Source organism: Pseudomonas caspiana (genome assembly GCF_002158995.1).
GTDB lineage: Bacteria > Pseudomonadota > Gammaproteobacteria > Pseudomonadales > Pseudomonadaceae > Aquipseudomonas > Aquipseudomonas caspiana.
The window spans coordinates 369,194-391,450 of the sequence record NZ_LOHF01000003.1 but is presented as its reverse complement, the minus strand read 5'-3'; the positions used below and the strand labels follow the sequence as shown (position 1 = coordinate 391,450).

The following is a 22,257-nucleotide window of genomic DNA, read 5'->3' as shown; positions in this document are numbered from 1 at the left end:
CGCTCTTACCGGGCCGAAGCGAGTTGAGTGAAGGCAGTGCCGAGCCATTGCTGCACGCCGTGCATGGTCGCTGCGGACGTATCGAGGAATGGTTGCGGGTAAACCCCGACCAGTACCAACAACACGGCCAGGCCGAGCACCATAATCATTTCTCGTCCATCCATGCCCTTGAGCGGCTCGTCGGATTTGGACGGGCCGAAGTAGGCGCGGTGGATCATGATCAGCGAGTAGACAGAGCCAAACACCAGACCGGACGTGGCGATTGCAGTGATCCATGGCGCGCTGACAAAGCTGCCCAGCAGGATCAGGAACTCACCTACAAAGTTACCGGTACCCGGCAGACCCAGCGAGGCCGCCGCGAAGAACAGGCTGATCGCTGGCAGGTAGGCGATACGCGACCACAAACCACCCATTTCACGCATGTCACGCGTATGCAGACGCTCGTACAACTGACCGCTGAGGATAAACAGCGCAGCAGCCGACAGACCGTGAGCAATCATTTGAATCACGACGCCTTGCAGCGCTTGCTGGCTGCCGGAGTAGATACCGATCAGCACGAAGCCCATGTGCGAGACGCTGGAGAAGGCGATCAGACGCTTGATGTCGGTCTGCGCGAACGCCAGGAAGGCACCGTAGAAAATACCGATCAGGCCCAGAACCATGGCGATAGGCGCGAACTCGGCCGAAGCGTTCGGAAACAGCGGCAGAGCAAAACGCAGCAGACCGTAAGCAGCGGTTTTCAGCAGAATACCCGCAAGGTCAACCGAGCCCGCTGTTGGCGCCTGGGCGTGAGCATCCGGCAGCCAGGAGTGGAATGGCACCACTGGCAGCTTCACCGCAAAGGCAATGAAGAAGCCCAGCATCAGGATGTATTCGGTGCCCGGTGCCAGTTGCGTCTTCAACAGTGTGGCGTAATCGAATGTGATCACTCCGGTCTGATTGAAGTTGACCAGTACCAGACCGAGGATCGCCACCAACATGATCAGACCGCTGGCCTGAGTGAAGATGAAGAACTTGGTCGCGGCATAGATTCGTGTCTTCTTGCCGTCTGCCGAGCTGTGACCCCAGAGCGCGATGAGGAAATACATCGGCACCAGCATCATTTCCCAGAAGAAGAAGAACATGAACAGGTCGATGGCCAGGAACACGCCAATCACGCCACCGAGGATCCACATCAGGTTGAGATGGAAGAAACCAACGTTACGCTGGATCTCTTTCCACGAACACAACACCGACAGCACACCGAGCAGGCCGGTCAGCAGGATCATCAGCAACGAAAGACCATCGAGGGCCAGGTGGACGCTGATGCCGAAGCGGGCGATCCACATGTGCTTGAATTCGATAGCCCAGGTTGGGTCGACGCCGGGCGCTGGTGCGTAACTGTAGTTGCCAGTACTCCACAACCAGAGGCCCAGGGCCAGTTCGAGGGACATGGTCAGCAGCGCGATCCAGCGTGGCAGGGTAGGGCCGAAGCGCTCACCTTGCCAGCACAGCAGGCCACCGATAAAGGGGATCAGGATTAGCCAAGGCAGAATCATGACGGGCTCAATTCCTTTCGCAAATTCGCAAGGTTCATGTCAGACCGCAACCACAACGACGGCGCCGAGTACCAGCACGGCACCTACAGCGATCGAAGCGGCATACCAGCGCAGTTGACCGGTTTCGGTACGGGTCATGCTGCCATGACCTGCCTTGACCAGACGTGGGATCAAACCAATGGTGTGGTCCAGCGGGTCGCTACGCAGCAACTGGCAGATAGCCAGATACGGCTTGACGAACAGCTTGTCGTACACCCAATCGAAGCCCCACGCCGCGAACCACCAGGCCGACAGGAAACGACCCGGTGCACTGTTGGCGATGGAGGTGACGAAGCGGCGCTTGCCGAGGAACAGCAAGGCAGCCAGCAGGATACCGGCCAGAGCGATAGCACCCGAGGCGATTTCCAGACTGTGCTTGGCATCGCCACCGGCGTGGCCGACGCTTTGCGGCAGCACACCCGCCAGTGGCGGAGTGATCAGCGCGCCGATGAAGGTCGACAGCACGATCAGCACACTCAATGGCAGCCAGTGGGCGATACCGTGACCTGCGTGGGCTTCAGTCTTGGCTTCACCGTGGAAGGTGATGAAGATCAAGCGGAAGGTGTATAGCGAAGTCATGAACGCGCCGACCAGACCTGCGTACAGCAGACCTTGATTGCCGCTGGCGAACGCCTCCCAGAGGATTTCGTCCTTGGAGTAGAAGCCCGCCGTCAGCAATGGCAAGGCCGCAAGTGCTGCGCCGCCGACAATGAAGCTGGCATAGGCCAGAGGCAGTTTCTTCCAGAGGCCGCCCATCTTGAAAATGTTCTGCTCGTGGTGGCAGGCAACGATCACCGCACCGGATGCAAGGAACAGCAGCGCTTTGAAGAAGGCGTGAGTCATCAAGTGGAAGATCGCGCCTTCCCAGGCACCGACGCCCAGCGCCAGGAACATGTAACCGATCTGGCTCATGGTCGAGTAGGCGAGGATACGTTTGATGTCGGTTTGCACCAGTGCCGCGAAACCGGCCAGAACCAGTGTCACGCCGCCGACGATGCCTACCAGATGCAGGATGTCCGGCGCCAGGGCAAACAGGCCGTGGGTACGGGCAATCAGGTAAACACCTGCGGTTACCATGGTTGCGGCGTGGATCAGTGCCGAAACCGGCGTCGGACCCGCCATCGCATCGGCCAGCCAGGTTTGCAGCGGCAGTTGCGCGGATTTACCGACAGCACCACCGAGCAGCAGCAGCGTAGCCAGCACAATCCAGAAGTCACCGACCTTGAAGTGCTCAGGGGCACGCACCAGCAATTCCTGAACATTCAGCGTACCCAGTTGCTGGAACAGGATGAACAGGCCGATGGCCATGAACACGTCGCCGATACGGGTCACGATAAAGGCTTTGAGTGCGGCGTTACCGTTGTTGCGGTTGCTGTAGTAGAAACCGATCAACAGATAGCTGCACAGGCCTACGCCTTCCCAACCGAAGTACAGGAACAACAGGTTATCGCCGAGTACCAGGAACAGCATGCTGGCGATAAACAGGTTGGTGTACGCGAAGAAGCGCGAGTAACCGGCTTCGCCACGCATGTACCAGGAAGCGAACAGGTGGATCAGGAAGCCGACGCCAACCACCACGCCCAGCATCGTTACGGACAGGCCGTCCAGATACAGTGCGAAGTTAGGCTCGAAACCGTCCACGGCCATCCAGCGCCACAACACCTGGGTGTAATGACCCCCTTCAGGCGGTGCGACGTTGAATTGCCAGATGACCCAGGCGGTGACAATGGCCGATAGGCCGATAGAGCCAACGCCGATCAGTGCCGCGAGATTTTCCGAGATGCGTCCACGAGAGAACGACAGCAGCAGAAAACCGATCAGGGGAAATACGAAAGTCAGAAAGAGTAGGTTCATCCGCGCATCTCACTGGCAGCGTCGATATCGAGCGTGTGGAAGCGGCGATACAGCTGCATCAGGATCGCCAGGCCAATACTGGCCTCGGCAGCAGCCAGGGTGATCACCAGAATGAACATGACCTGTCCATCCGGCTGAGCCCAGCGGCTACCGGCAACGACGAACGCCAGAGCCGATGCGTTCATCATGATCTCCAGGCTCATCAACACAAAAAGAATGTTACGGCGCACCATCAGACCTACGAGGCCGAGAACGAACAGGACTCCGGCAACCGCCAGACCGTGCTCCAGAGGGATAGCATTCATTGGCTTGGCTCCTTCGCTTCGTTGCGGCCCAGATGGAATGCCGTCACTGCTGCTGCAAGCAGAAGCATCGAGGCCAGCTCGACGACCAGCAGGTAAGGCCCGAAGAGGCTGATGCCGACTGCCTTGGCGTCGACGGTGGTGTGGCCGATAGCGGCGCCTGTCTGATTGGCGAACAGCACATACAGCAGTTCAGCCAACAGCAGTGCACCGAGAATCACCGGGCCGACCCATATACCGGGTTTCAGCCAGGTGCGTTCCTGCTGAACCGAGGCCGGGCCAAGGTTGAGCATCATCACCACGAAAACGAACAGGACCATGATCGCGCCAGCGTAAGCGATAACTTCCAGTACCCCTGCGAATGGAGCGCCAAGGCTAAAGAACGTCATCGCCACAGCGATCAGCGAAATGATCAGGTAGAGCAGGGCGTGCACCGGGTTCGTGTTGGTGATCACCCGCAGGGTGGACACTACAGCGATGCCGGATGCGAAATAGAAAGCGAATTCCATCTTTACTTCCTTAAGGCAGCAAGCTCTTGACGTTGATCGGCTCGGCTTCGTTCTGTGCAGAGCCCTTGGGCTTGCCAGCGACGGCCATACCGGCGACGCGATAGAAGTTGTAGTCAGGGTTCTTGCCGGGGCCGGAGATCAACAGATCTTCTTTCTCGTAAACCAGGTCCTGACGCTTGAACTCGGCCATTTCGAAATCCGGTGTCAACTGGATCGCGGTGGTCGGGCAGGCTTCTTCGCACAGGCCGCAAAAAATGCAACGCGAGAAGTTGATGCGGAAGAACTCTGGATACCAACGGCCGTCATCGGTTTCGGCTTTCTGCAGCGAGATGCAGCCGACCGGGCAGGCCACGGCGCACAGGTTGCAGGCTACGCAACGCTCTTCACCATCAGGGTCGCGGGTCAGCACGATACGACCGCGATAGCGCGGCGGCAGGTACACCGCTTCTTCCGGGTACTGCAGGGTGTCGCGTTTGCGGAAGCCGTGACCGAATACCATCACTAGGCTTCGCAATTGGGTACCAGTACCCTTAACGATGTCGCCAATATATTTGAACATGGGTCAAATCCTCACTGAACCGAGCCGGCTGGTGTGTTCAACAGCACAACCGCAGCAGTCACCAGCAAATTGATCAGGGTCAGCGGCAGACAGAATTTCCAGCTGAAATCCATGACCTGGTCATAGCGTGGGCGCGGGATGGATGCACGCAGCAGGATGAACAGCATGATGAAGAATGCAGTCTTGATGGCGAACCAGAAGAACGACAGCGAAGGCAGGATATCGAACGGGCCGTGCCAGCCACCGAAGAACAGCGTCACCAGCAGTGCCGAGATCAGAATGATCCCGATATATTCGCCAACGAAGAACATGCCCCACTTCATGCCTGCATATTCAATGTGGTAACCGTCAGCCAGTTCCTGCTCCGCTTCCGGCTGGTCGAACGGGTGACGGTGAGTCACGGCGACACCAGCAATGAAGAAGGTACAGAAGCCGAAGAACTGCGGAATGATGAACCACAGGTTCTGCGCCTGGTATTCAACGATGTCGCGCATGTTGAACGAGCCAACCTGAACCACGATGCCCATCAACGCCAGGCCCATGAACACTTCGTAGGACACGGTTTGTGCCGACGCACGCAGCGCACCGAGCAGGGCGAACTTGTTGTTGCTCGACCAACCGGCGAACAACACCGCGTACACCGAAAGACCGGCCATGGCGAAGAAGAACAGCAGACCGATGTTCAGATCCGCCACGCCCCAGCTTGGGGTGATCGGGATAATCGAGAACGCGATCAGCAGGGCGCTCATGGCAACCACCGGGGCCAGGGTGAAGATCACCTTGTCGGCAAACGGCGGGGTCCAGTCTTCCTTGAAGAACATTTTCAGCATGTCGGCAGCAATCTGGAACATGCCGAACGGGCCAACGCGGTTCGGACCGTAACGGTCCTGCCACCAGCCCAGCAGACGACGTTCCACAAAGCTCAGCAGTGCGCCGCAGACCACAATGGCCAGCAGCACAACGATTGCCTTGACGACAGCAATGATCGCGTCGATCACATCAGGGGTGAACCAACTCATTGCGCTGCCTCCTGCAGACCGTCAACGGACTTGCCGAAAATCGCGGGCGGGATACCGGCCAGACCGGCAGGCAACGCCACCAGACCTGCGCCCAGTTCTTCGTTGATGCGCAACGGCAGACGCAAGGTCTGACCCGCAACGTTCAAGGAGAGCAGTGCGCCTTCGTTGACACCCAGGCGATCGGCTTCCGATTTGGCCAGAGCAACGTAAGGGGCAGGAATGCGTTCTTGAACCGGACCGGCTTTCGAAGAATTCTCTTCGCTGCCGAACAGGTGATAGAACGGCACTACTTGCCAGGTCCCTTGAGCCGGGGAGAAGGCGCGAGGTGCGCTGGTAAACCAGCTCAGGTTATCGCCCTGGGTTTCGATCAGACGGGTACCTGGATCACCGGCACGCAAGTGACCGCCGACTTCGTCCTGGAACTTGTTCCACGCTTGTGGCGAGTTCCAGCCCGGAGACCAGGCGAAAGGCACTTGTTGGCGTGGTTCAACCGAGCCCGAGTAACCTTCCATGGAGAAGGCGAACGCGGTGTCGTTGTCCTGAGAGGTACGCGGTTCATGTACGCTGATGTTGGCGCGCATTGCCGTACGGCCGCTGTAGCGCAGTGGTTCGCGAGCCAGTTTCAGACCTTTGATACGGAACGCAGCCGATGGCGCGGCGTTGACGATGGCGGCCAGTTGCGGGTTGCTTGCAGCGCAGGCAGCCGTCACGTGGTCGAGCAATGTCCAGTCCACCGGCTTGTTCAGCAGGGTCGCGCGCAGGGCGTGTAGCCAGCGCCAGCCTTCATGAACCAGGATGCTTGCATCCAGATAAGTCGGGTCGAACACCTGGAAGAAGCGCTGAGCACGGCCTTCCTGGCTGACCAGAGTACCGTCGCCTTCAGCAAAGCTCGCAGCAGGCAGCACCAAGTGAGCACGGTCACCGGTCGGGGTTTTCTGATGATCAGCCACGATCACGACTTTCGCCGCGCTCAGAGCTGCATCGACCTTGGCGGCGTCAGTACGGGTGTATAGATCGTTTTCCAGCACCACAATGGCATCGGCCTTGCCGTCGATTACTGCTTGCAGCGCGGCATCGACAGAGTCGCCACCCAGCAGGGCCAGACCGAGGCTGTTGGCTTCCGGCACGATCAGACTGATGGAGCCTTCTTTTTCGCGCAGCTTCAGGGCTTTCGCAATGTTGGCGGCGGCTTCTATCAGCGCTTTGGAACCCAGCGAAGTACCGGCGATGATCAGTGGACGCTTGGCAGCCAGCAGGGCATCGGCAATACGTTGTGCCAATTCCAGCGCCTCAGTCTCAAGGCCTTCAACGGCTGGCGCACTGGCGTCCAGCGCGTGGGCGACCGCGAAGCCGATACGCGCCAGGTCGTCTGGAGCGGCATGCACGCATTCTTCGGCAACGTCATCGAGCTTGGTCTCGGCCAGGCTGGCGATGAACAGCGGGTTCAGCTCGTGCTGACCGATGTTCTTCACTGCTGCGTCGAGCCATGGCTGGACTTTCATTGCTGCGGCCATGTCTTCGGCCTTGCCTTTCACCGCTTGACGCAGGCCCAAAGCCAGACGTGCAGCGGTCTGGGTCAGGTCTTCACCTAGGACGAAAATGGCGTCGTGATCTTCGATGTCACGCAGGGTCGGGATTGGCAGCGGGCTGTTTTTCAACACCTGGGCCACCAGACGGATGCGCTCCAGCTCGGAGGCTTCGATACCCGAATAGAAGTGTTCTGCGCCGACCAGCTCGCGCAGCGCGTAGTTGCTTTCCAGGCTCGCGCGTGGCGAACCGATACCGACGATGTTGCGACCGCGCAGCAGATCCGCAGCATTATCCAGCGCCTGATCCAGGCTCAGTTTGCTGCCATCAGCCAGGTGCGGCTGACGTGGACGGTCTTCGCGGTTGGTGTAGCCATAACCGAAGCGGCCACGGTCGCACAGGAAATACTGGTTCACCGAACCGTTGTAGCGGTTCTCGATGCGACGGATTTCACCATAACGCTCGCCCGGGCTGATGTTGCAACCGCTGGAGCAGCCATGGCAGATGCTCGGCGAGAATTGCATGTCCCACTTACGGTTGTAGCGCTCGGAGTGCGTCTTGTCGGTGAACACGCCGGTCGGGCAGACCTCGGTGAGGTTGCCGGAGAACTCGCTTTCCAGAACGCCGTCTTCAACGCGACCGAAGTACACGTTATCGTGGGCGCCGAAAACACCGAGGTCAGTGCCGCCTGCGTAGTCTTTATAGAAACGTACGCAACGGTAGCAGGCGATGCAGCGGTTCATCTCGTGAGCGATGAACGGGCCGAGTTCCTGATTCTGGTGAGTCCGTTTGGTGAAGCGATAACGACGCTCGTTGTGGCCGGTCATTACCGTCATGTCTTGCAGGTGGCAATGACCGCCTTCCTCACAGACCGGGCAGTCGTGGGGGTGGTTGGTCATCAGCCACTCGACAACACTGGCCCGGAAGGCCTTGGATTCTTCATCTTCGATGGAAATCCAGGTGTTATCGGTGGCTGGAGTCATGCAGGACATGACGATACGACCACGGGTGTCGTTCTCGTCCGTGTACTGCTTGACCGCACATTGGCGACAGGCGCCAACGCTGCCGAGGGCGGGGTGCCAGCAGAAATACGGGATGTCGAGGCCTAGCGACAGACATGCCTGTAACAGGTTGTCTGCCCCATCGACTTCGAGCGCTTTGCCGTCTACGTGGATAGTGGCCATGGTTCAAAGGTCTTCGTTGGCCCGGTGTCAGCGGGCGTGGCTAATGGAATCTTGTTATTCGCGCGACTCTAAACAGCCTTCAGGGCGTCATCACGCGATGGACCGGAGGCATTCCCCCGGCCTTGCAAACGGTTATGCGCCGACGATGATCGGTCTTGCCAGAGGCGGGACGGCTGCGCTGGTGGGCGCGATACCGGCCTCGAACTCCGGGCGGAAATATTTGATCGCACTGCCCAACGGCTCCACGGCACCCGGCGCGTGAGCACAGAAGGTCTTGCCCGGGCCAAGGAAGCCCACGAGTCCCAGCAGGGTTTCGATATCTCCCGCCTGACCATGGCCTTTTTCCAGGGCGCGCAGAATCTTCACGCTCCATGGCAAACCGTCACGGCAGGGGGTACAGAAACCGCAAGATTCCTGAGCGAAGAACTCTTCCATGTTGCGCAGCAGCGAGACCATGTTGACCTTGTCGTCAACGGCCATGGCCAGCCCGGTACCCATCCGCGTACCGACCTTGGCGATGCCACCGGCATACATTTGTGCATCGAGGTGTTCCGGCAACAGGAAGCCGGTACCGGCGCCGCCTGGCTGCCAGCACTTGAGCTTGTAGCCGTCGCGCATGCCACCTGCGTAGTCTTCGAACAACTCACGGGCCTGCACACCGAAAGGCAGTTCCCACAGGCCAGGGTTTTTCACCTTGCCGGAGAAACCCATCAGCTTGGTGCCGTGGTCTTCGCTGCCTTCGCGGGCGATGGATTTGTACCAGTCGTTACCGTTACCAACGATGGCCGGTACGTTGCACAGCGTCTCTACGTTGTTCACGCACGTCGGCTTGCCCCACACGCCCACAGCGGCAGGGAAGGGCGGCTTGGAACGCGGGTTGGCGCGACGGCCTTCCAGGGAGTTGATCAGTGCGGTTTCTTCACCGCAGATGTAACGCCCGGCACCGGTGTGTACGAACAGTTCGAAATCGAAGCCGGTACCCAGAATGTTCTTGCCCAGCAGGCCAGCTGCCTTGGCTTCTGCGACGGCACGGTTAAGGTGCTTGGCCGCCGTAACGTACTCGCCGCGCAGGAAGATGTAACCGCGGTAGGCTTTCAGTGCACGAGCACTGATCAGCATGCCTTCCACCAACAGGTGTGGCAGCTGCTCCATCAGCATCCGGTCTTTCCAGGTATTGGGTTCCATTTCATCCGCGTTGCACAGCAGGTAGCGGATGTTCATGGATTCGTCTTTGGGCATCAGGCCCCACTTCACGCCAGTGGGGAAGCCTGCACCGCCGCGGCCTTTAAGGCCGGAATCTTTCACGGACTGGACGATGTCGTCAGGCGATTGCTGGGTGAGCGCCTTGCGCGCCGCCGCATAACCGTCTTTGGCCTGATACTCGTCAAGCCATACCGGCTCGCCGTCATCGCGCAGACGCCAGGTCAGCGGATGGGTTTCAGCCGTGCGCGCAATGCGGTTGGCAGGGCCGAAGGAAGTGATGGTCATGGGTAACCCTCCAGCATCTTGGCCACAGTGCCGGGTTGCACGTCGCCAAAGGTGTCATCGTCGACCATCACGGCCGGGGCTTTGTCGCAGTTGCCCAGGCAGCAGACCGGCAGCAGGGTGAAACGCCCGTCGGCCGTGGTCTGGCCAGGAGCGATGCCCAGCGAATTCTGGATCTCTTCGACAACCGATTCGTGACCGGCGATGAAGCAGACCATGCTGTTGCAGACGCGAATGATGTGACGGCCGACCGGCTGACGGAAGATCTGACTGTAGAACGTTGCTACACCTTCTACGTCACTGGCAGGAATGCCGATCAGCTCGCCGATGGCGTAGATCGCACCGTCCGGCACCCAGCCGCGTTCTTTCTGAACGATCTTCAGGGCTTCGATGGACGCCGCGCGCGGGTCCTCGTAGTGATGCAGCTCGTGCTCGATGGCCGAGCGCTCGGTTTCGCTCAGGGCGAAACGGTCTGTCTGGATAAGCGTGCTGTTCATGCTCATGCTTAGCGGTCCACGTCGGCCATAACGAAATCGATACTACCCAGGTACGCGATCAAGTCCGCGACCATGCTGCCTTTGATCACCGAAGGGATCTGTTGCAGGTGCGGGAAGCTTGGGGTGCGGATCCGGGTACGGTAGCTCATGGTGCCGCCGTCGCTCGTCAGGTAATAACTGTTGATGCCCTTGGTCGCTTCAATCATCTGGAAGGATTCGTTGGCCGGCATGACCGGGCCCCACGAAACTTGCAGGAAATGCGTGATCAAGGTCTCGATGTGCTGCAGCGTGCGCTCTTTCGGCGGCGGCGTTGTTAGTGGGTGATCCGCCTTGTACGGGCCTTCCGGCATGTTGCGCATGCACTGGTCGATGATCTTGATGCTCTGGCGCATCTCTTCGACGCGAACCATGCAGCGGTCGTAGGCATCACCATTGGCGGCCAGCGGGACTTCAAATTCGAAGTTCTCGTAACCGGAGTAAGGACGCGCTTTACGCAGGTCGAAATCGCAACCGGTGGAACGCAGGCCTGCACCGGTGACACCCCATTCCAGGGCTTCCTTGGTGTTGTAGGCAGCGACACCGATGGTCCGGCCTTTCAGGATGCTGTTTTGCAGCGCCGCTTTGGTGTACTCGTCGAGACGCTTCGGCAACCAGTCAACGAAGTCCTTGACCAGTTTTTCCCAACCGCGTGGCAGGTCGTGGGCAACACCACCGATGCGATACCAGGCCGGGTGCAGACGGAAACCGGTGATGGCTTCGATCACGGTGTAAGCGCGCTGACGGTCGGTGAAGGTGAAGAACACCGGGGTCATGGCGCCGACGTCCTGGATGTAAGTACCCAGGAACAGCAGGTGGCTGGTGATCCGGAAGAACTCGGCCATCATGATGCGGATGGTGTCGACCTTCTCCGGCACCTTGATGCCCGCCAGCTTCTCGACCGAGAGCACGTACGGAAGGTTGTTCATCACGCCGCCCAGATAATCAATCCGGTCGGTGTATGGAATGAAGCTGTGCCACGACTGACGCTCGGCCATCTTCTCGGCACCACGGTGGTGGTAGCCGATGTCCGGAACGCAATCGACGATCTCTTCACCGTCCAGTTGCAGAATGATGCGGAACGCACCGTGGGCCGAAGGGTGGTTCGGACCCAGGTTGAGGAACATGTAGTCTTCGTTGGTCCCGGAACGCTTCATGCCCCAGTCTTCCGGATTGAAGCGCGCGGCTTCTTCTTCCAGTTGCTGCTTGGCCAGGGTCAGGCTGAATGGATCGAACTCGGTAGCGCGCGCCGGGAAGTCCTTGCGCAGCGGGTGACCTTCCCAGGTCGGCGGCATCATGATGCGGCTCAGGTGCGGGTGACCGCGGAAGTCGATACCGAACATGTCCCAGACTTCACGCTCGTACCAGTTGGCGTTGGGCCAGATGCTGGTCACGGACGGCAGGCTGAGGTCACTTTCGGACAGCGCTACCTTGATCATGACGTCGCTGTTACGTTCAATCGACAGCAAGTGGTAGAACACGCTGAAGTCAGCACCTGGCAAGCCGTGGCGCTTGGTGCGCAGACGCTCGTCCACACCATGCAGGTCGTACAGCATGACGTAAGGTTTAGGCAGCTGACGCAGGAAGGTCAGCACCTCGATCAGGCGCGCACGCTCGACCCAAAGCACCGGCATGCCAGTGCGGGTCGATTGGGCGGTGAACGCCTCGGCGCCAAAACGGTTGTTCAATTCTACGACGACGTCTTGGTCGTCTGCCTTGTAAGGCGGGATGTACAGAGCACTGCCTGTAGTCATGGTTTTTTTATCGCTTTCGGTCAACGTAAAGAATGAAGCCAGCTATTCGTTCTTTAAAGAGAACAGTTCTGGATCAGACTTCGTCGGGGCTGCGCAGATTGGTGACTGCAATTCGCTGTTCGCGGCGCTGTTCCTTTTGCGACGGCATTTCGGCGCGGTACACGCCTTGATCGCCGACGACCCAGGAAAGAGGGCGACGCTCCTGGCCGATGGATTCCTGCAACAGCATCAAGCCTTGCAGGAACGCTTCGGGGCGGGGCGGGCAGCCGGGCACATAGACATCCACAGGAAGGAACTTGTCCACGCCCTGAACCACGGAATAAATGTCGTACATACCACCGGAGTTGGCACACGAACCCATGGAGATAACCCATTTAGGTTCGAGCATTTGCTCGTAGAGACGCTGAATGATCGGCGCCATCTTGATGAAGCAAGTACCGGCAATAACCATGAAATCCGCCTGTCGCGGCGATGCCCGGATAACCTCGGCGCCGAAGCGGGCGATGTCGTGGGGCGCCGTGAAGGCGGTTGTCATTTCCACATAGCAGCACGACAAGCCGAAGTTGTATGGCCACAGGGAGTTTTTACGTCCCCAGTTGACCGCACCACTCAGCACGTCTTCCAGCTTGCCCATGTAGATGTTTTTGTGGACTTGATCTTCTAGCGGGTCGGAAACAGTTTCCCGTTTGCCGATTGGATACTCTTCATTAGGAGCATCCGGGTCGATCCTGGTGAGATTGTATTGCATCGCCAAAGCCTCATTGTTTTAGCTTCGCTTGCCGATTACGGCGACCTTCAGGAGCCCAATCCAGCGCTCCAACCCGCCATAGGTAGACAAGACCTGCCAACAGAATTGCTATGAAAACGAGTGCTTCGACGAATCCGGTCCAGCCGCTTTCACGGACGGACACAGACCAGGCAAAGAGATAGAGGGCTTCAATGTCGAAGATCACGAAGAGCATCGCGACCAGATAGAATTTTGCCGAAAGGCGAAGGCGGGCGCTGCCGGTAGGCAGCATGCCGGATTCAAACGGTTCGTTTTTGCTGCGGCCCCAGGCTTTGCTGCCCAGAAGGCTGGAAACACCGAGCATGAAGGCGCACAGGCCGACTACACCCAAAAGGAAGATGGCGAAGCCCCAGTTGTGGGCAATCAAACCTGTCGATTCGGACATGCTGGCATTCCTTGACAGAGATCAATGGTCTCTGAGCTTGAAAATAGTATATGCAGCGACGATATGTCGCAGCGAAATCAATTTCGGTGATTTTATGTGCAAAAACAGGGCAAGTAAATTTTCTATATCAAATTAATTTGTGCAATTAATCACTTACGGGCCTGGGGTGAGGGTTTGGAGCAGGCAGGGCGGGGGTTGGCGGGGTTTAAGCTAATTATGTTTCGTTCTAAAAAGTTACGGAAGAAGGACTGTTTTCTAAATGATAATAAGTATCATTTGTTGTTGAGGGTAGTTAGTTGGGGTGTTTTGCGATTTACCTATAGATTTCCGTTAATACCTAAGTCATAGGCGTTCTGCTGTGACTCCATGAATGTGGGTCTTGCTGTGACCAGAATGACGCCATCGCGAGCAAGCTCACTCCTACAGTTGTAATGCCAGTAACTGTAGGAGTGAGCTTGCTCGCGATGGCAATTTGTCAGGCGAAACAGGCCGCCCAATGTCGGCGGCCTGATGAGGTCGGCGCGGATCTTAATGAAACTGCTCTTCCTCAGTAGATCCCGTCAGCGCCGTTACCGAAGACACGCCACCTTGAATCACGGTCGTCACGTCATCGAAGTAGCCGGTGCCCACTTCCTGCTGGTGCGCCACAAAGGTGTACCCCTTGGCGGCATCGGCGAACTCCTGCTCCTGCAGCTTCACATACGCAGTCATGTCGTTGCGGGCGTAGTCGTGCGCCAGGTTGAACATGCTGTGCCACATGTTATGGATACCGGCCAGGGTAATGAACTGATGCTTGTAGCCCATGGCCGAAAGCTCGCGCTGGAATTTGGCGATGGTCGCGTCGTCCAGATTCTTCTTCCAGTTGAAGGACGGTGAGCAATTGTACGAGAGCAACTGATCCGGGTATTCCTTCTTGATTGCCTCGGCAAAACGGCGAGCTTCGTCCAGATCGGGTTTGGCGGTTTCGCACCAGATCAGGTCGGCATAAGGCGCGTAGGCCAGGCCGCGAGCAATGGCTTGATCAAGCCCGGCACGGACCTTGTAGAAACCTTCGTGCGTGCGGGTGCCGGTTACGAACGGTTTGTCATACGGATCGCAGTCAGACGTCAGCAGGTCAGCAGCGTTGGCGTCGGTACGCGCCAGAATGATCGTCGGTACACCGGCAACGTCTGCCGCCAGGCGAGCGGCCACCAGTTTTTGTACGGCTTCCTGGGTGGGCACCAGGACCTTGCCGCCCATGTGACCGCATTTCTTGACCGATGCCAGTTGATCCTCGAAGTGAACGCCAGCGGCGCCTGCTTCGATCATGCTTTTCATCAGTTCGTAGGCGTTGAGTACACCGCCAAAACCGGCCTCGGCGTCCGCTACGATGGGCGCGAAGTAATCGATGTAGCCTTCGTCGCCCGGACCTTTCCCGGCTTTCCACTGAATCTGGTCGGCACGGCGGAACGAGTTATTGATGCGCTTGACCACGGTCGGCACAGAGTCCACCGGGTACAGCGACTGGTCGGGGTACATCGACTCGGCCGAGTTATTGTCGGCGGCCACCTGCCAGCCAGACAGATAAATCGCCTGAATACCGGCTTTGACCTGTTGCACTGCCTGTCCGCCGGTGAGGGCGCCCATGCAGTTGACGAAGTCTTTGTCAGGACGGAAGGAAGGCTTGGCACCTTGAGTGACCAGATTCCAGAGCTTTTCCGCGCCATTCCTGGCGAATGTGTGTTCAGGTTGAACCGAGCCACGCAGGCGGACGACATCAGCGGCGGAATACGTACGGGTCACATTTTTCCAGCGCGGATTTTCAGCCCAGTCTTTCTCGAGCGCTGCTATTTGTTGTTCGCGTGTCAGTGCCATGAGCGAAACCCCTTTCACATAGGTTTTGTTGGAATGTCCTGCTCCGCCAAAACGCCCCGGATATCGAAGGCACATGGATGGCTGCTCGCTGATCAGATGTCTGGTTATGAGCCTGATTTGCGCGGTGGCGGTGAAAGGAGGTCGTTCGAGGCGGGAAGAGCGAGTTCAAGGCGTAGCTGTGGCGTGCAGTCGGGCACTCAAGGGCCTGTCGCGTCACTTGGCAGCTTTGCCGATGGACCGTAATACGCTTCCGTCCCTCAGGACAACTTCGTTCCAGTCGCAACCTCGTCAAACTGCCTTGTGGGCGATACAGACACGAATCGGCTCGTAGGATTTGAGCGCGACCCGAAGGCTCTTTTCAGGGCCTCTGATTAGCGGGAGCGAGGCAATCATGCCTCGCCATTTTTGACCCGTCAAACGTTTTGTAGTGCTTTTCTGTTGTCACTACATTTTGGCTCTGTCGCGACCAGTCAGTCAGTTAAAGGCCCTTTGGTACCCGATTTTGCTTGAGCCTTTGTTCAGTCGAGGGTTTGCACCATTACGCGCAATGTCATGTCTTCTCGACCCTGAGTCGAATACTGCCGCGTATTGCCTTGGCGGTCAGCAACTGACTGATCGCTCACGCCCGCCAGAGTGATCCATTCGCCGAGGCGGCCGCTGACCTGACTGTCGGTACTTTGTACTTTGAAGGTGTCGGACCGTTCCTGGCTCACTCGATCCCGATTGGTGCTGATGTTCAAGTGCACAATGTCACCGGTAATACTGGCTGTGACGTAAAAGCCTTGGGTCACGTTGCGGTATTCGGTGTTGCTCTGGGCGTAGCCATAGTTATCAGTTCGGGTGGTGGTGACCGGCACGCTCTGGCCGACTTGTATCAGCGCTGGCGCGCCTTCACTGGCTTGCACCTGTTGTACGCCACCTTCGCGGCTGGCAGTGCCGTAGTTGATGACGCGGCTCTGGTTTACGCCAATGCTGCTGCGTGACGCGCTATCACTGGTGTCGACGCTGATCAGCAGACGCTTGGGCGCTGTGTCGAGTTGCGAGAGCAGGGCGCGCAGTTCTTCGATCTTGCGCGGCTCGGCATTGACGATCAGCTGGTTGTTGTAAGCACTGACCGAACCGTCCGGTCCGAGGAAGGATTTAGCCACTGGCAGCAGGTCCTCACTGGTCCGGTAATTAAGGGGAACCACTTCGGTAGCGGCCATGGCGCCGACACTACATATCAGCAGCAGCGAGGTGAGCAGGGTGCGCAGGAACATAGATCCAATCTCCTGGAACATCTAAAAGAGCTGAGTTTGCCAGTTTGTCGGCCTGCAGACGCGCAAGTTGAATCGTCGAATGCAAAACGCCCTGCCAGCCTGTACCAGCATAGACAAGCTGGAGCAGGCGGGCAGGGCGTTTAATCGGGCGTTTCAGCCTGAATGGCGGGTCATGTTCACGTGAGGCAAGCCTGCCTCAAGAAACTCTTCACTGACCACGGTAAAGCCGAAGCGCTCGTAGAACTCGACGGCTTGTACCTGACCGCTGAGTTTCTGTTGCTTGAGGTCGCGTCGCTCGGCTTCGTTGATGACGGCACTGAGCAGTGCTTCACCGACTTTCATGCCGCGCCAGTCCTTGAGTACCGACAGTCGACCTATTTCACCATCTGGCAGCAGGCGGGCTGTGCCAATTGCAAAATCACCCTCCAGGGCCAGGAAGTGAATGGCGTCGATGTCTTCAGCGTCCCATTCCAGCTCTGGCGGCACCGACTGCTCGGCGACAAACACAGCATCGCGTACGCGACGGATGTCAGCATTGTCTTTGTGCCAGTCGGCGACACGCACGTTGGTTCTATTCATCGGCAAACCCCAGGCTTCCTTGTTTTACCAGCTCACAGAGCAGGTTGCGTCCTTCTTCATCGGCCAACCACTGGCCGAGGTTGTCACTGTGCAGGGCATCGGCAGCGCAGATCATTTTCAGCAGTTCGCGCAGGCTACCCGGCAGCAGACGGCTCTGACCACTGGCAAACAGTAGCAGGTCGTCGTCGACTTCGGACCATGCCAGACGTGCGCTTGGGTTGCGAATGAGAACTGCGCCCTGTTCCAGGCTGCTCAGCAGGTCTTCTTCCTCCAGTTCCGGGCCTGTCACCAGTTCCGGATAGCGTGGCTCGGTCATGAACTGGCCAAACCAGGTCAGCAGCAGGCGCTCGTCGCCCATGTGTTCGGCCAGCAAGGCTTTCAGACGGTCGAGGGCGTCGTGCTGGATCTGATGCGGATCGTTGGCCGGTTGCGCGTCGGCATCGGTATAACGCTCTTCATCAGGGGTGAACTGGCTGAGGAAGTCGGTGAAGTGGGTCAGCACTTCGGCAGCGCTTGGGGCGCGGAAGCCGACCGAGTATGTCAGGCAGTCATCAACGGCGACGCCGCAGTGGGCCAGGCGCGGCGGCAGGTAGAGCATGTCGCCGGGTTCCAGGGTCCACTCTTCGGTCATCTGGAAGTCAGAGAGGATGCGCAGATCGGCGTGTTGCAGCAGCGGGCTGTCGGAGTCGCACATCTGACCGATCTGCCAGTGGCGCTTGCCGTGACCTTGCAGCAGGAACACGTCGTAGTTGTCGAAATGCGGGCCGACACCGCCACCCGGGGCGGCGTAGCTGACCATCACGTCATCGATGCGCCAGCTCGGCAGGAAGCGGAAGTTCTCCAACAGTTCACCGACTTCCGGTACGAACTGGTCAACGGCCTGAACCAGCAGAGTCCAGTCCTTTTCCGGCAGCTTGCTGAACTCGTCTTCCGCGAACGGACCGCGACGAAGTTCCCATGGGCGCTCGCCATTCTCGATGACCAGTCGCGATTCGACTTCTTCTTCCAGGGCCAGGCCAGCCAGCTCGTCCGGGTCGATCGGGCTCTGAAAGTCCGGCAGGGCCTGACGGATCAGCAGTGGCTTTTTCTGCCAGTAGTCACGCAGGAAGACGCGCGCACTGATGCCGCCCAGAAGTTGAAGAGGAATATCAGGATTCATGTGTAACCTATTGAAAAATTGTCTTTTCGGGACTGCAATAAAAACGCCCGGCACTGCCGGGCGTGTGCAATGGTGTTATGCAGCTCAGATGCGCTTGGCTTGCGCCACTGCATTGCCGATGTAGTTGGCCGGGGTGAGTTTGTTCAACTCGGCCTTGGCTTCGGCAGGCATATCCAGAGTATCGATGAAGGTCTGCAGTGCTTCAGGGCTGATGCCCTTGCCGCGTGTCAGTTCTTTCAGCTTCTCATATGGGTTTTCGATGTTGTAGCGACGCATGACGGTCTGAATCGGCTCAGCCAGGACTTCCCAGCACGCGTCCAGATCGGCGGCGATTTTCTGCTCGTTGAGCTCCAGCTTGCTGATGCCCTTGAGGGTGGCTTCATAAGCAATAACGCTGTGAGCGAAGCCGACGCCCAGGTTGCGCAGCACGGTTGAGTCAGTCAGGTCCCGCTGCCAGCGTGAGATCGGCAGCTTGCTCGCCAGATGCTGGAACAGTGCGTTGGCGATACCCAGGTTGCCTTCGGAGTTTTCGAAGTCGATCGGGTTGACCTTGTGCGGCATGGTCGACGAACCGATTTCGCCAGCAATAGTGCGCTGCTTGAAATAGCCCAGGGAGATGTAGCCCCAGATATCGCGGTCGAAATCGATCAGGATGGTGTTGAAGCGTGCGATGGCGTCGAACAGTTCGGCGATGTAGTCGTGCGGCTCGATCTGCGTGGTGTAAGGGTTGAAGCCCAGACCCAGCTCGTCTTCGATGAAAGCGCGAGCGTTGGCTTCCCAGTCGATGGACGGGTACGCGGAGATGTGTGCGTTGTAGTTGCCGACTGCACCGTTGATCTTGCCCAGCAGTGGCACTGCAGCGATCTGGGCGATCTGACGCTCCAGACGATAAACGACGTTCGCCAGTTCTTTACCCAGAGTAGTCGGGGAGGCTGGTTGACCGTGGGTGCGCGACAACATCGGAACGTCAGCGAAGCGGATGGCCAGTTCGCGGATCGAGTCAGCGATCTTGCGCATCAATGGCAGCATCACGTTATCGCGGCCTTCGCGCAGCATCAGGGCGTGGGACAGGTTGTTGATGTCCTCGCTGGTGCAGGCGAAGTGGATGAACTCGCTGACCTTGTCCAGCTCAGGCAGCTTGGCAGCCTGTTCCTTGAGCAGGTACTCCACGGCCTTGACGTCGTGGTTGGTGGTGCGCTCGATTTCCTTCACGCGCTCGGCGTGAGTGATCGAGAAGTCTTCCGCCAGGGTGTTGAGAATGGCGTTGGCTTCGGCTGAAAACGCTGGAACTTCAGTGATTTCAGGGTGTGCGGCCAGACGCTGGAGCCAGCGTACTTCAACCATGACGCGAAAACGGATCAGACCGTATTCGCTAAAAATTGGGCGCAAGGCCTCGGTTTTACCGGCGTAGCGGCCGTCAACAGGGGAAACCGCAGTGAGCGAAGAAAGCTGCATGGGGTGCTCTCGGACAGTCAGGCAACGAAAAGGGGCGCATATCATACATGAAAACCAGGTCGAACCGGGGCGGCCTGACCAGCGTATGTCACGCGGTGTTTGTCAGCAGTGTCTGCAAATGCCTGGCAAGTCAGCCATGCATCAATGGATACAGTTCTTTCAATAACTTGCGACGGCTTACGACCAGTTGCCAGCGATGGCCGCCATTTTGTCGCCACAGGCGAGCAGAGCGAATACCGGCCAACAGCAGGGCGCGGATTTTCGAGGCGTTGCTCGGCTGTTGCAGGTTGCGCATGTCGCCATGCACCTGAATGCGTTGGCGCAGGGTGCTCAGGGTGTCCTGATACAGCGCGCCACAGGCTGCGATGACGTTTTCGTGGGCGATGCCGAAGTGTTCAACCTGTGACTGGATTTGCGGCAGGCGATTGCCCACGGTTTCCAGCATGTCGTCGCGTTTGGCCAGTTGTCGTTCCAGACCGAGCATCGACAGAGCGTAGCGCAGCGGCTCGCGCTGCAGCGTCGATGGATCGCGTTCCAAAGCGCTGGCCAGCGCGCGGTAGCCTTCGCGCAGGTTCAAATCGTCGCCACCGTAAACGTCCAGCGTGTCTTTGGGGTCCTGCACCAGCAGGCTGCCGAGCATACAGCCCAGCACTGCTTCGCTGCTCTGGCCGGTCTTGGCGATACGGTCTACCAGTACGGCGGCCTGAAATACGCCAGCCAGTGCGACCAATTGCTCCTGAATCGGGGTCATCAACGCTTGTCCTTGCTGTGCCAGGCTTCGGCGATTTCGATCACGCCGCCGCCCAGGCAGATTTCGCCATCGTAGAACACCACGGACTGGCCGGGAGTGACGGCGCGTTGCGGTTCGTCGAAGGTGGCGCGATAGCCGTCGGCGGTCTGCTCCAGCGTGCAGAGCTGATCGCTTTGGCGATAGCGCACTTTAGCGGTCAGGCGACGCGGTGTGCTCAGGTCGATGGGGTTGACCCAATAGATCTGTGAAGCCACCAGGGCGCGGGAGAACAGCCAGGGATGGTCGTTGCCCTGACCCACGATCAGTTCGTTGTTCTCAAGGTCCTTGACCAGCACGTACCACGGATCATCGCTGGCGTCTTTCAGGCCGCCAATGCCCAGGCCCTGGCGTTGGCCGATGGTGTGGTACATCAAGCCGCTGTGGCGACCGATGACTTCCCCCTCGGTGGTCTTGATCTCGCCGGGCTGAGCGGGCAGATACTGGCGCAGGAAGTCGGTGAAACGACGCTCGCCAATGAAGCAGATGCCCGTGGAGTCTTTTTTCTTGGCGGTCGCCAGGCCGTGCTTCTCGGCAATAGCTCTTACTTCGGGCTTTTCCAGTTCGCCGACCGGGAACAGTGTCCGGGCGATCTGATCGCCACCGACGGCGTGCAGGAAGTAGCTCTGGTCCTTGTTCGGGTCCAGGCCCTTGAGCAACTCTGTGCGTCCGTCGATATCCCGGCGGCGCACATAGTGACCGGTGGCAATCAGGTCGGCGCCGAGCATCAGGGCGTAGTCGAGGAACGCCTTGAATTTGATTTCGCGGTTGCAGAGGATGTCCGGGTTCGGCGTGCGACCGGCCTTGTATTCGGCCAGGAAGTGCTCGAACACGTTGTCCCAGTATTCAGCGGCGAAGTTCGCGGTATGCAGTTTGATACCAATCTTGTCGCACACGGCCTGGGCGTCGGCCAGGTCTTCACGAGCGGTGCAGTATTCCGTTCCATCGTCTTCTTCCCAGTTCTTCATGAACAGGCCTTCCACCTGATAGCCCTGCTCCATGAGCAGAACGGCAGAAACCGAAGAGTCTACGCCGCCGGACATGCCGACGATGACGCGCTTCTGTGCAGTATCGGAAAGGGTTGAATCAGGCATAGGAATTCAATGGGTAGCTTCGAAAAGGACGCGATTCTAACAGGCCCGGCCGCGCGAGTCTCACGCCTTGTCGCGTAGCAGGTCGAGACTGAAGTGTTCACCGTTGAGGTAATCGTCCACGCAACGCAGTACCAGCTCGCTGCGCCAGCGGTCCTGTTGGGCCACGAGTTCATCACGAGTGAGCCACAGCGGGCCGATAATCCCGTCGTCCAGTTGATAGTCGGCATGGTGGCGCAGGGCTTTGGCGGCGAAGCAGATGCGCTGATAGGTCACACCATTGCTCGGTGCTGTGTAGAGATAAATGCCGATGACACTGGTCAGCTCAACATCCCAGCCGGTTTCTTCGAGGGTTTCACGCACGGCGGCGCGTTGCAGGGATTCATCTGGGTCAAGATGCCCGGCAGGTTGGTTGAGTACCGCTTTGCCGCCCTTGAGTTCTTCTACGAAAAGGAATTTGCCTTGATCTTCGACGATCGTGGCAACGGTGACGTGGGCTTGCCAGTTCATAAGGGAAGTGCTCGGTAGGTTGGGCGCGCAATCCCCTGTAGGAGCTGCCGAAGGCTGCGAATGGCGTGGTGTCAGGCACAATGCTATC

20 protein-coding genes are annotated in these 22,257 nt (G+C 58.5%); all 20 read right to left on the bottom strand.

Annotated elements, in window-relative coordinates; genetic code table 11:
• Positions 1-5: 5 nt before the first annotated feature.
• The gene (nuoM, locus tag AUC60_RS06565) at positions 6-1,538 is read right to left on the bottom strand and encodes an NADH-quinone oxidoreductase subunit M (RefSeq protein WP_087265267.1); all 1,533 of its coding nucleotides are present in this window, start codon (positions 1,536-1,538) and stop codon (positions 6-8) included.
• A gap of 39 nt (positions 1,539-1,577) precedes the next feature.
• Complete coding sequence (gene nuoL / locus AUC60_RS06560; protein ID WP_087265266.1) at positions 1,578-3,431, bottom strand: NADH-quinone oxidoreductase subunit L; 1,854 nt, start codon at positions 3,429-3,431, stop codon at positions 1,578-1,580.
• Positions 3,428-3,736, bottom strand: a complete 309-nt coding sequence (gene nuoK / locus AUC60_RS06555; protein WP_087265265.1) for an NADH-quinone oxidoreductase subunit NuoK — start codon at positions 3,734-3,736, stop codon at positions 3,428-3,430. The genes nuoL and nuoK overlap by 4 nt, the downstream gene beginning before the upstream one ends.
• A complete protein-coding gene (gene nuoJ, locus AUC60_RS06550) occupies positions 3,733-4,242 on the bottom strand; it encodes an NADH-quinone oxidoreductase subunit J (protein ID WP_087265264.1) in 510 nt (169 codons plus the stop codon). The genes nuoK and nuoJ overlap by 4 nt, the downstream gene beginning before the upstream one ends.
• 10 nt (positions 4,243-4,252) lie before the next feature.
• Positions 4,253-4,801 (bottom strand): NADH-quinone oxidoreductase subunit NuoI, encoded by a 549-nt coding sequence (gene nuoI / locus AUC60_RS06545; protein ID WP_017123831.1) that lies wholly within the window; start codon positions 4,799-4,801, stop codon positions 4,253-4,255.
• Positions 4,802-4,812: 11 nt separating this feature from the next.
• Positions 4,813-5,820, bottom strand: a complete 1,008-nt coding sequence (nuoH, locus tag AUC60_RS06540) for an NADH-quinone oxidoreductase subunit NuoH (RefSeq protein WP_087265263.1) — start codon at positions 5,818-5,820, stop codon at positions 4,813-4,815.
• Positions 5,817-8,531: an NADH-quinone oxidoreductase subunit NuoG gene (nuoG, locus tag AUC60_RS06535; RefSeq protein WP_087265262.1), complete on the bottom strand. Its 2,715-nt coding sequence runs from the start codon at positions 8,529-8,531 to the stop codon at positions 5,817-5,819. Before nuoG ends, nuoH begins: the two co-directional genes overlap by 4 nt.
• A gap of 132 nt (positions 8,532-8,663) precedes the next feature.
• Complete coding sequence (gene nuoF / locus AUC60_RS06530; protein ID WP_087265261.1) at positions 8,664-10,019, bottom strand: NADH-quinone oxidoreductase subunit NuoF; 1,356 nt, start codon at positions 10,017-10,019, stop codon at positions 8,664-8,666.
• Complete coding sequence (gene nuoE / locus AUC60_RS06525; protein WP_027899395.1) at positions 10,016-10,513, bottom strand: NADH-quinone oxidoreductase subunit NuoE; 498 nt, start codon at positions 10,511-10,513, stop codon at positions 10,016-10,018. Before nuoE ends, nuoF begins: the two co-directional genes overlap by 4 nt.
• An 8-nt stretch (positions 10,514-10,521) precedes the next feature.
• Positions 10,522-12,303: an NADH-quinone oxidoreductase subunit C/D gene (gene nuoC / locus AUC60_RS06520; protein WP_087265297.1), complete on the bottom strand. Its 1,782-nt coding sequence runs from the start codon at positions 12,301-12,303 to the stop codon at positions 10,522-10,524.
• Between the two features lie 73 nt (positions 12,304-12,376).
• Positions 12,377-13,051, bottom strand: coding sequence for a NuoB/complex I 20 kDa subunit family protein (locus tag AUC60_RS06515; RefSeq protein ID WP_087265260.1), 675 nt, complete (start codon positions 13,049-13,051; stop codon positions 12,377-12,379).
• A 10-nt stretch (positions 13,052-13,061) separates the two neighbouring features.
• Positions 13,062-13,475 carry an NADH-quinone oxidoreductase subunit A gene (locus tag AUC60_RS06510; protein ID WP_027899398.1) on the bottom strand — a complete coding sequence of 138 codons (414 nt, stop codon included), beginning with the start codon at positions 13,473-13,475 and terminating at the stop codon, positions 13,062-13,064.
• A 528-nt stretch (positions 13,476-14,003) separates the two neighbouring features.
• A complete protein-coding gene (aceA, locus tag AUC60_RS06505; protein WP_027899399.1) occupies positions 14,004-15,329 on the bottom strand; it encodes an isocitrate lyase in 1,326 nt (441 codons plus the stop codon).
• A 518-nt stretch (positions 15,330-15,847) separates the two neighbouring features.
• The gene (locus AUC60_RS06500; RefSeq protein WP_087265259.1) at positions 15,848-16,588 is read right to left on the bottom strand and encodes a secretin N-terminal domain-containing protein; all 741 of its coding nucleotides are present in this window, start codon (positions 16,586-16,588) and stop codon (positions 15,848-15,850) included.
• Positions 16,589-16,741: 153 nt separating this feature from the next.
• The gene (locus AUC60_RS06495; protein WP_087265258.1) at positions 16,742-17,167 is read right to left on the bottom strand and encodes a GNAT family N-acetyltransferase; all 426 of its coding nucleotides are present in this window, start codon (positions 17,165-17,167) and stop codon (positions 16,742-16,744) included.
• On the bottom strand, positions 17,160-18,326 hold the full coding sequence (locus tag AUC60_RS06490; protein WP_087265257.1) for a ribosomal protein uL16 3-hydroxylase: 1,167 nt from the start codon (positions 18,324-18,326) through the stop codon (positions 17,160-17,162). Before AUC60_RS06490 ends, AUC60_RS06495 begins: the two co-directional genes overlap by 8 nt.
• 84 nt (positions 18,327-18,410) lie before the next feature.
• Complete coding sequence (gene purB / locus AUC60_RS06485; RefSeq protein ID WP_027899403.1) at positions 18,411-19,781, bottom strand: adenylosuccinate lyase; 1,371 nt, start codon at positions 19,779-19,781, stop codon at positions 18,411-18,413.
• A 130-nt stretch (positions 19,782-19,911) separates the two neighbouring features.
• The gene (gene hflD / locus AUC60_RS06480; RefSeq protein ID WP_087265256.1) at positions 19,912-20,532 is read right to left on the bottom strand and encodes a high frequency lysogenization protein HflD; all 621 of its coding nucleotides are present in this window, start codon (positions 20,530-20,532) and stop codon (positions 19,912-19,914) included.
• The gene (gene mnmA / locus AUC60_RS06475) at positions 20,532-21,662 is read right to left on the bottom strand and encodes a tRNA 2-thiouridine(34) synthase MnmA (protein WP_087265255.1); all 1,131 of its coding nucleotides are present in this window, start codon (positions 21,660-21,662) and stop codon (positions 20,532-20,534) included. The genes hflD and mnmA overlap by 1 nt, the downstream gene beginning before the upstream one ends.
• Positions 21,663-21,722: 60 nt before the next feature.
• Positions 21,723-22,169 (bottom strand): NUDIX hydrolase, encoded by a 447-nt coding sequence (locus AUC60_RS06470; protein WP_087265254.1) that lies wholly within the window; start codon positions 22,167-22,169, stop codon positions 21,723-21,725.
• Between the last annotated feature and the right edge of the window lie 88 nt (positions 22,170-22,257).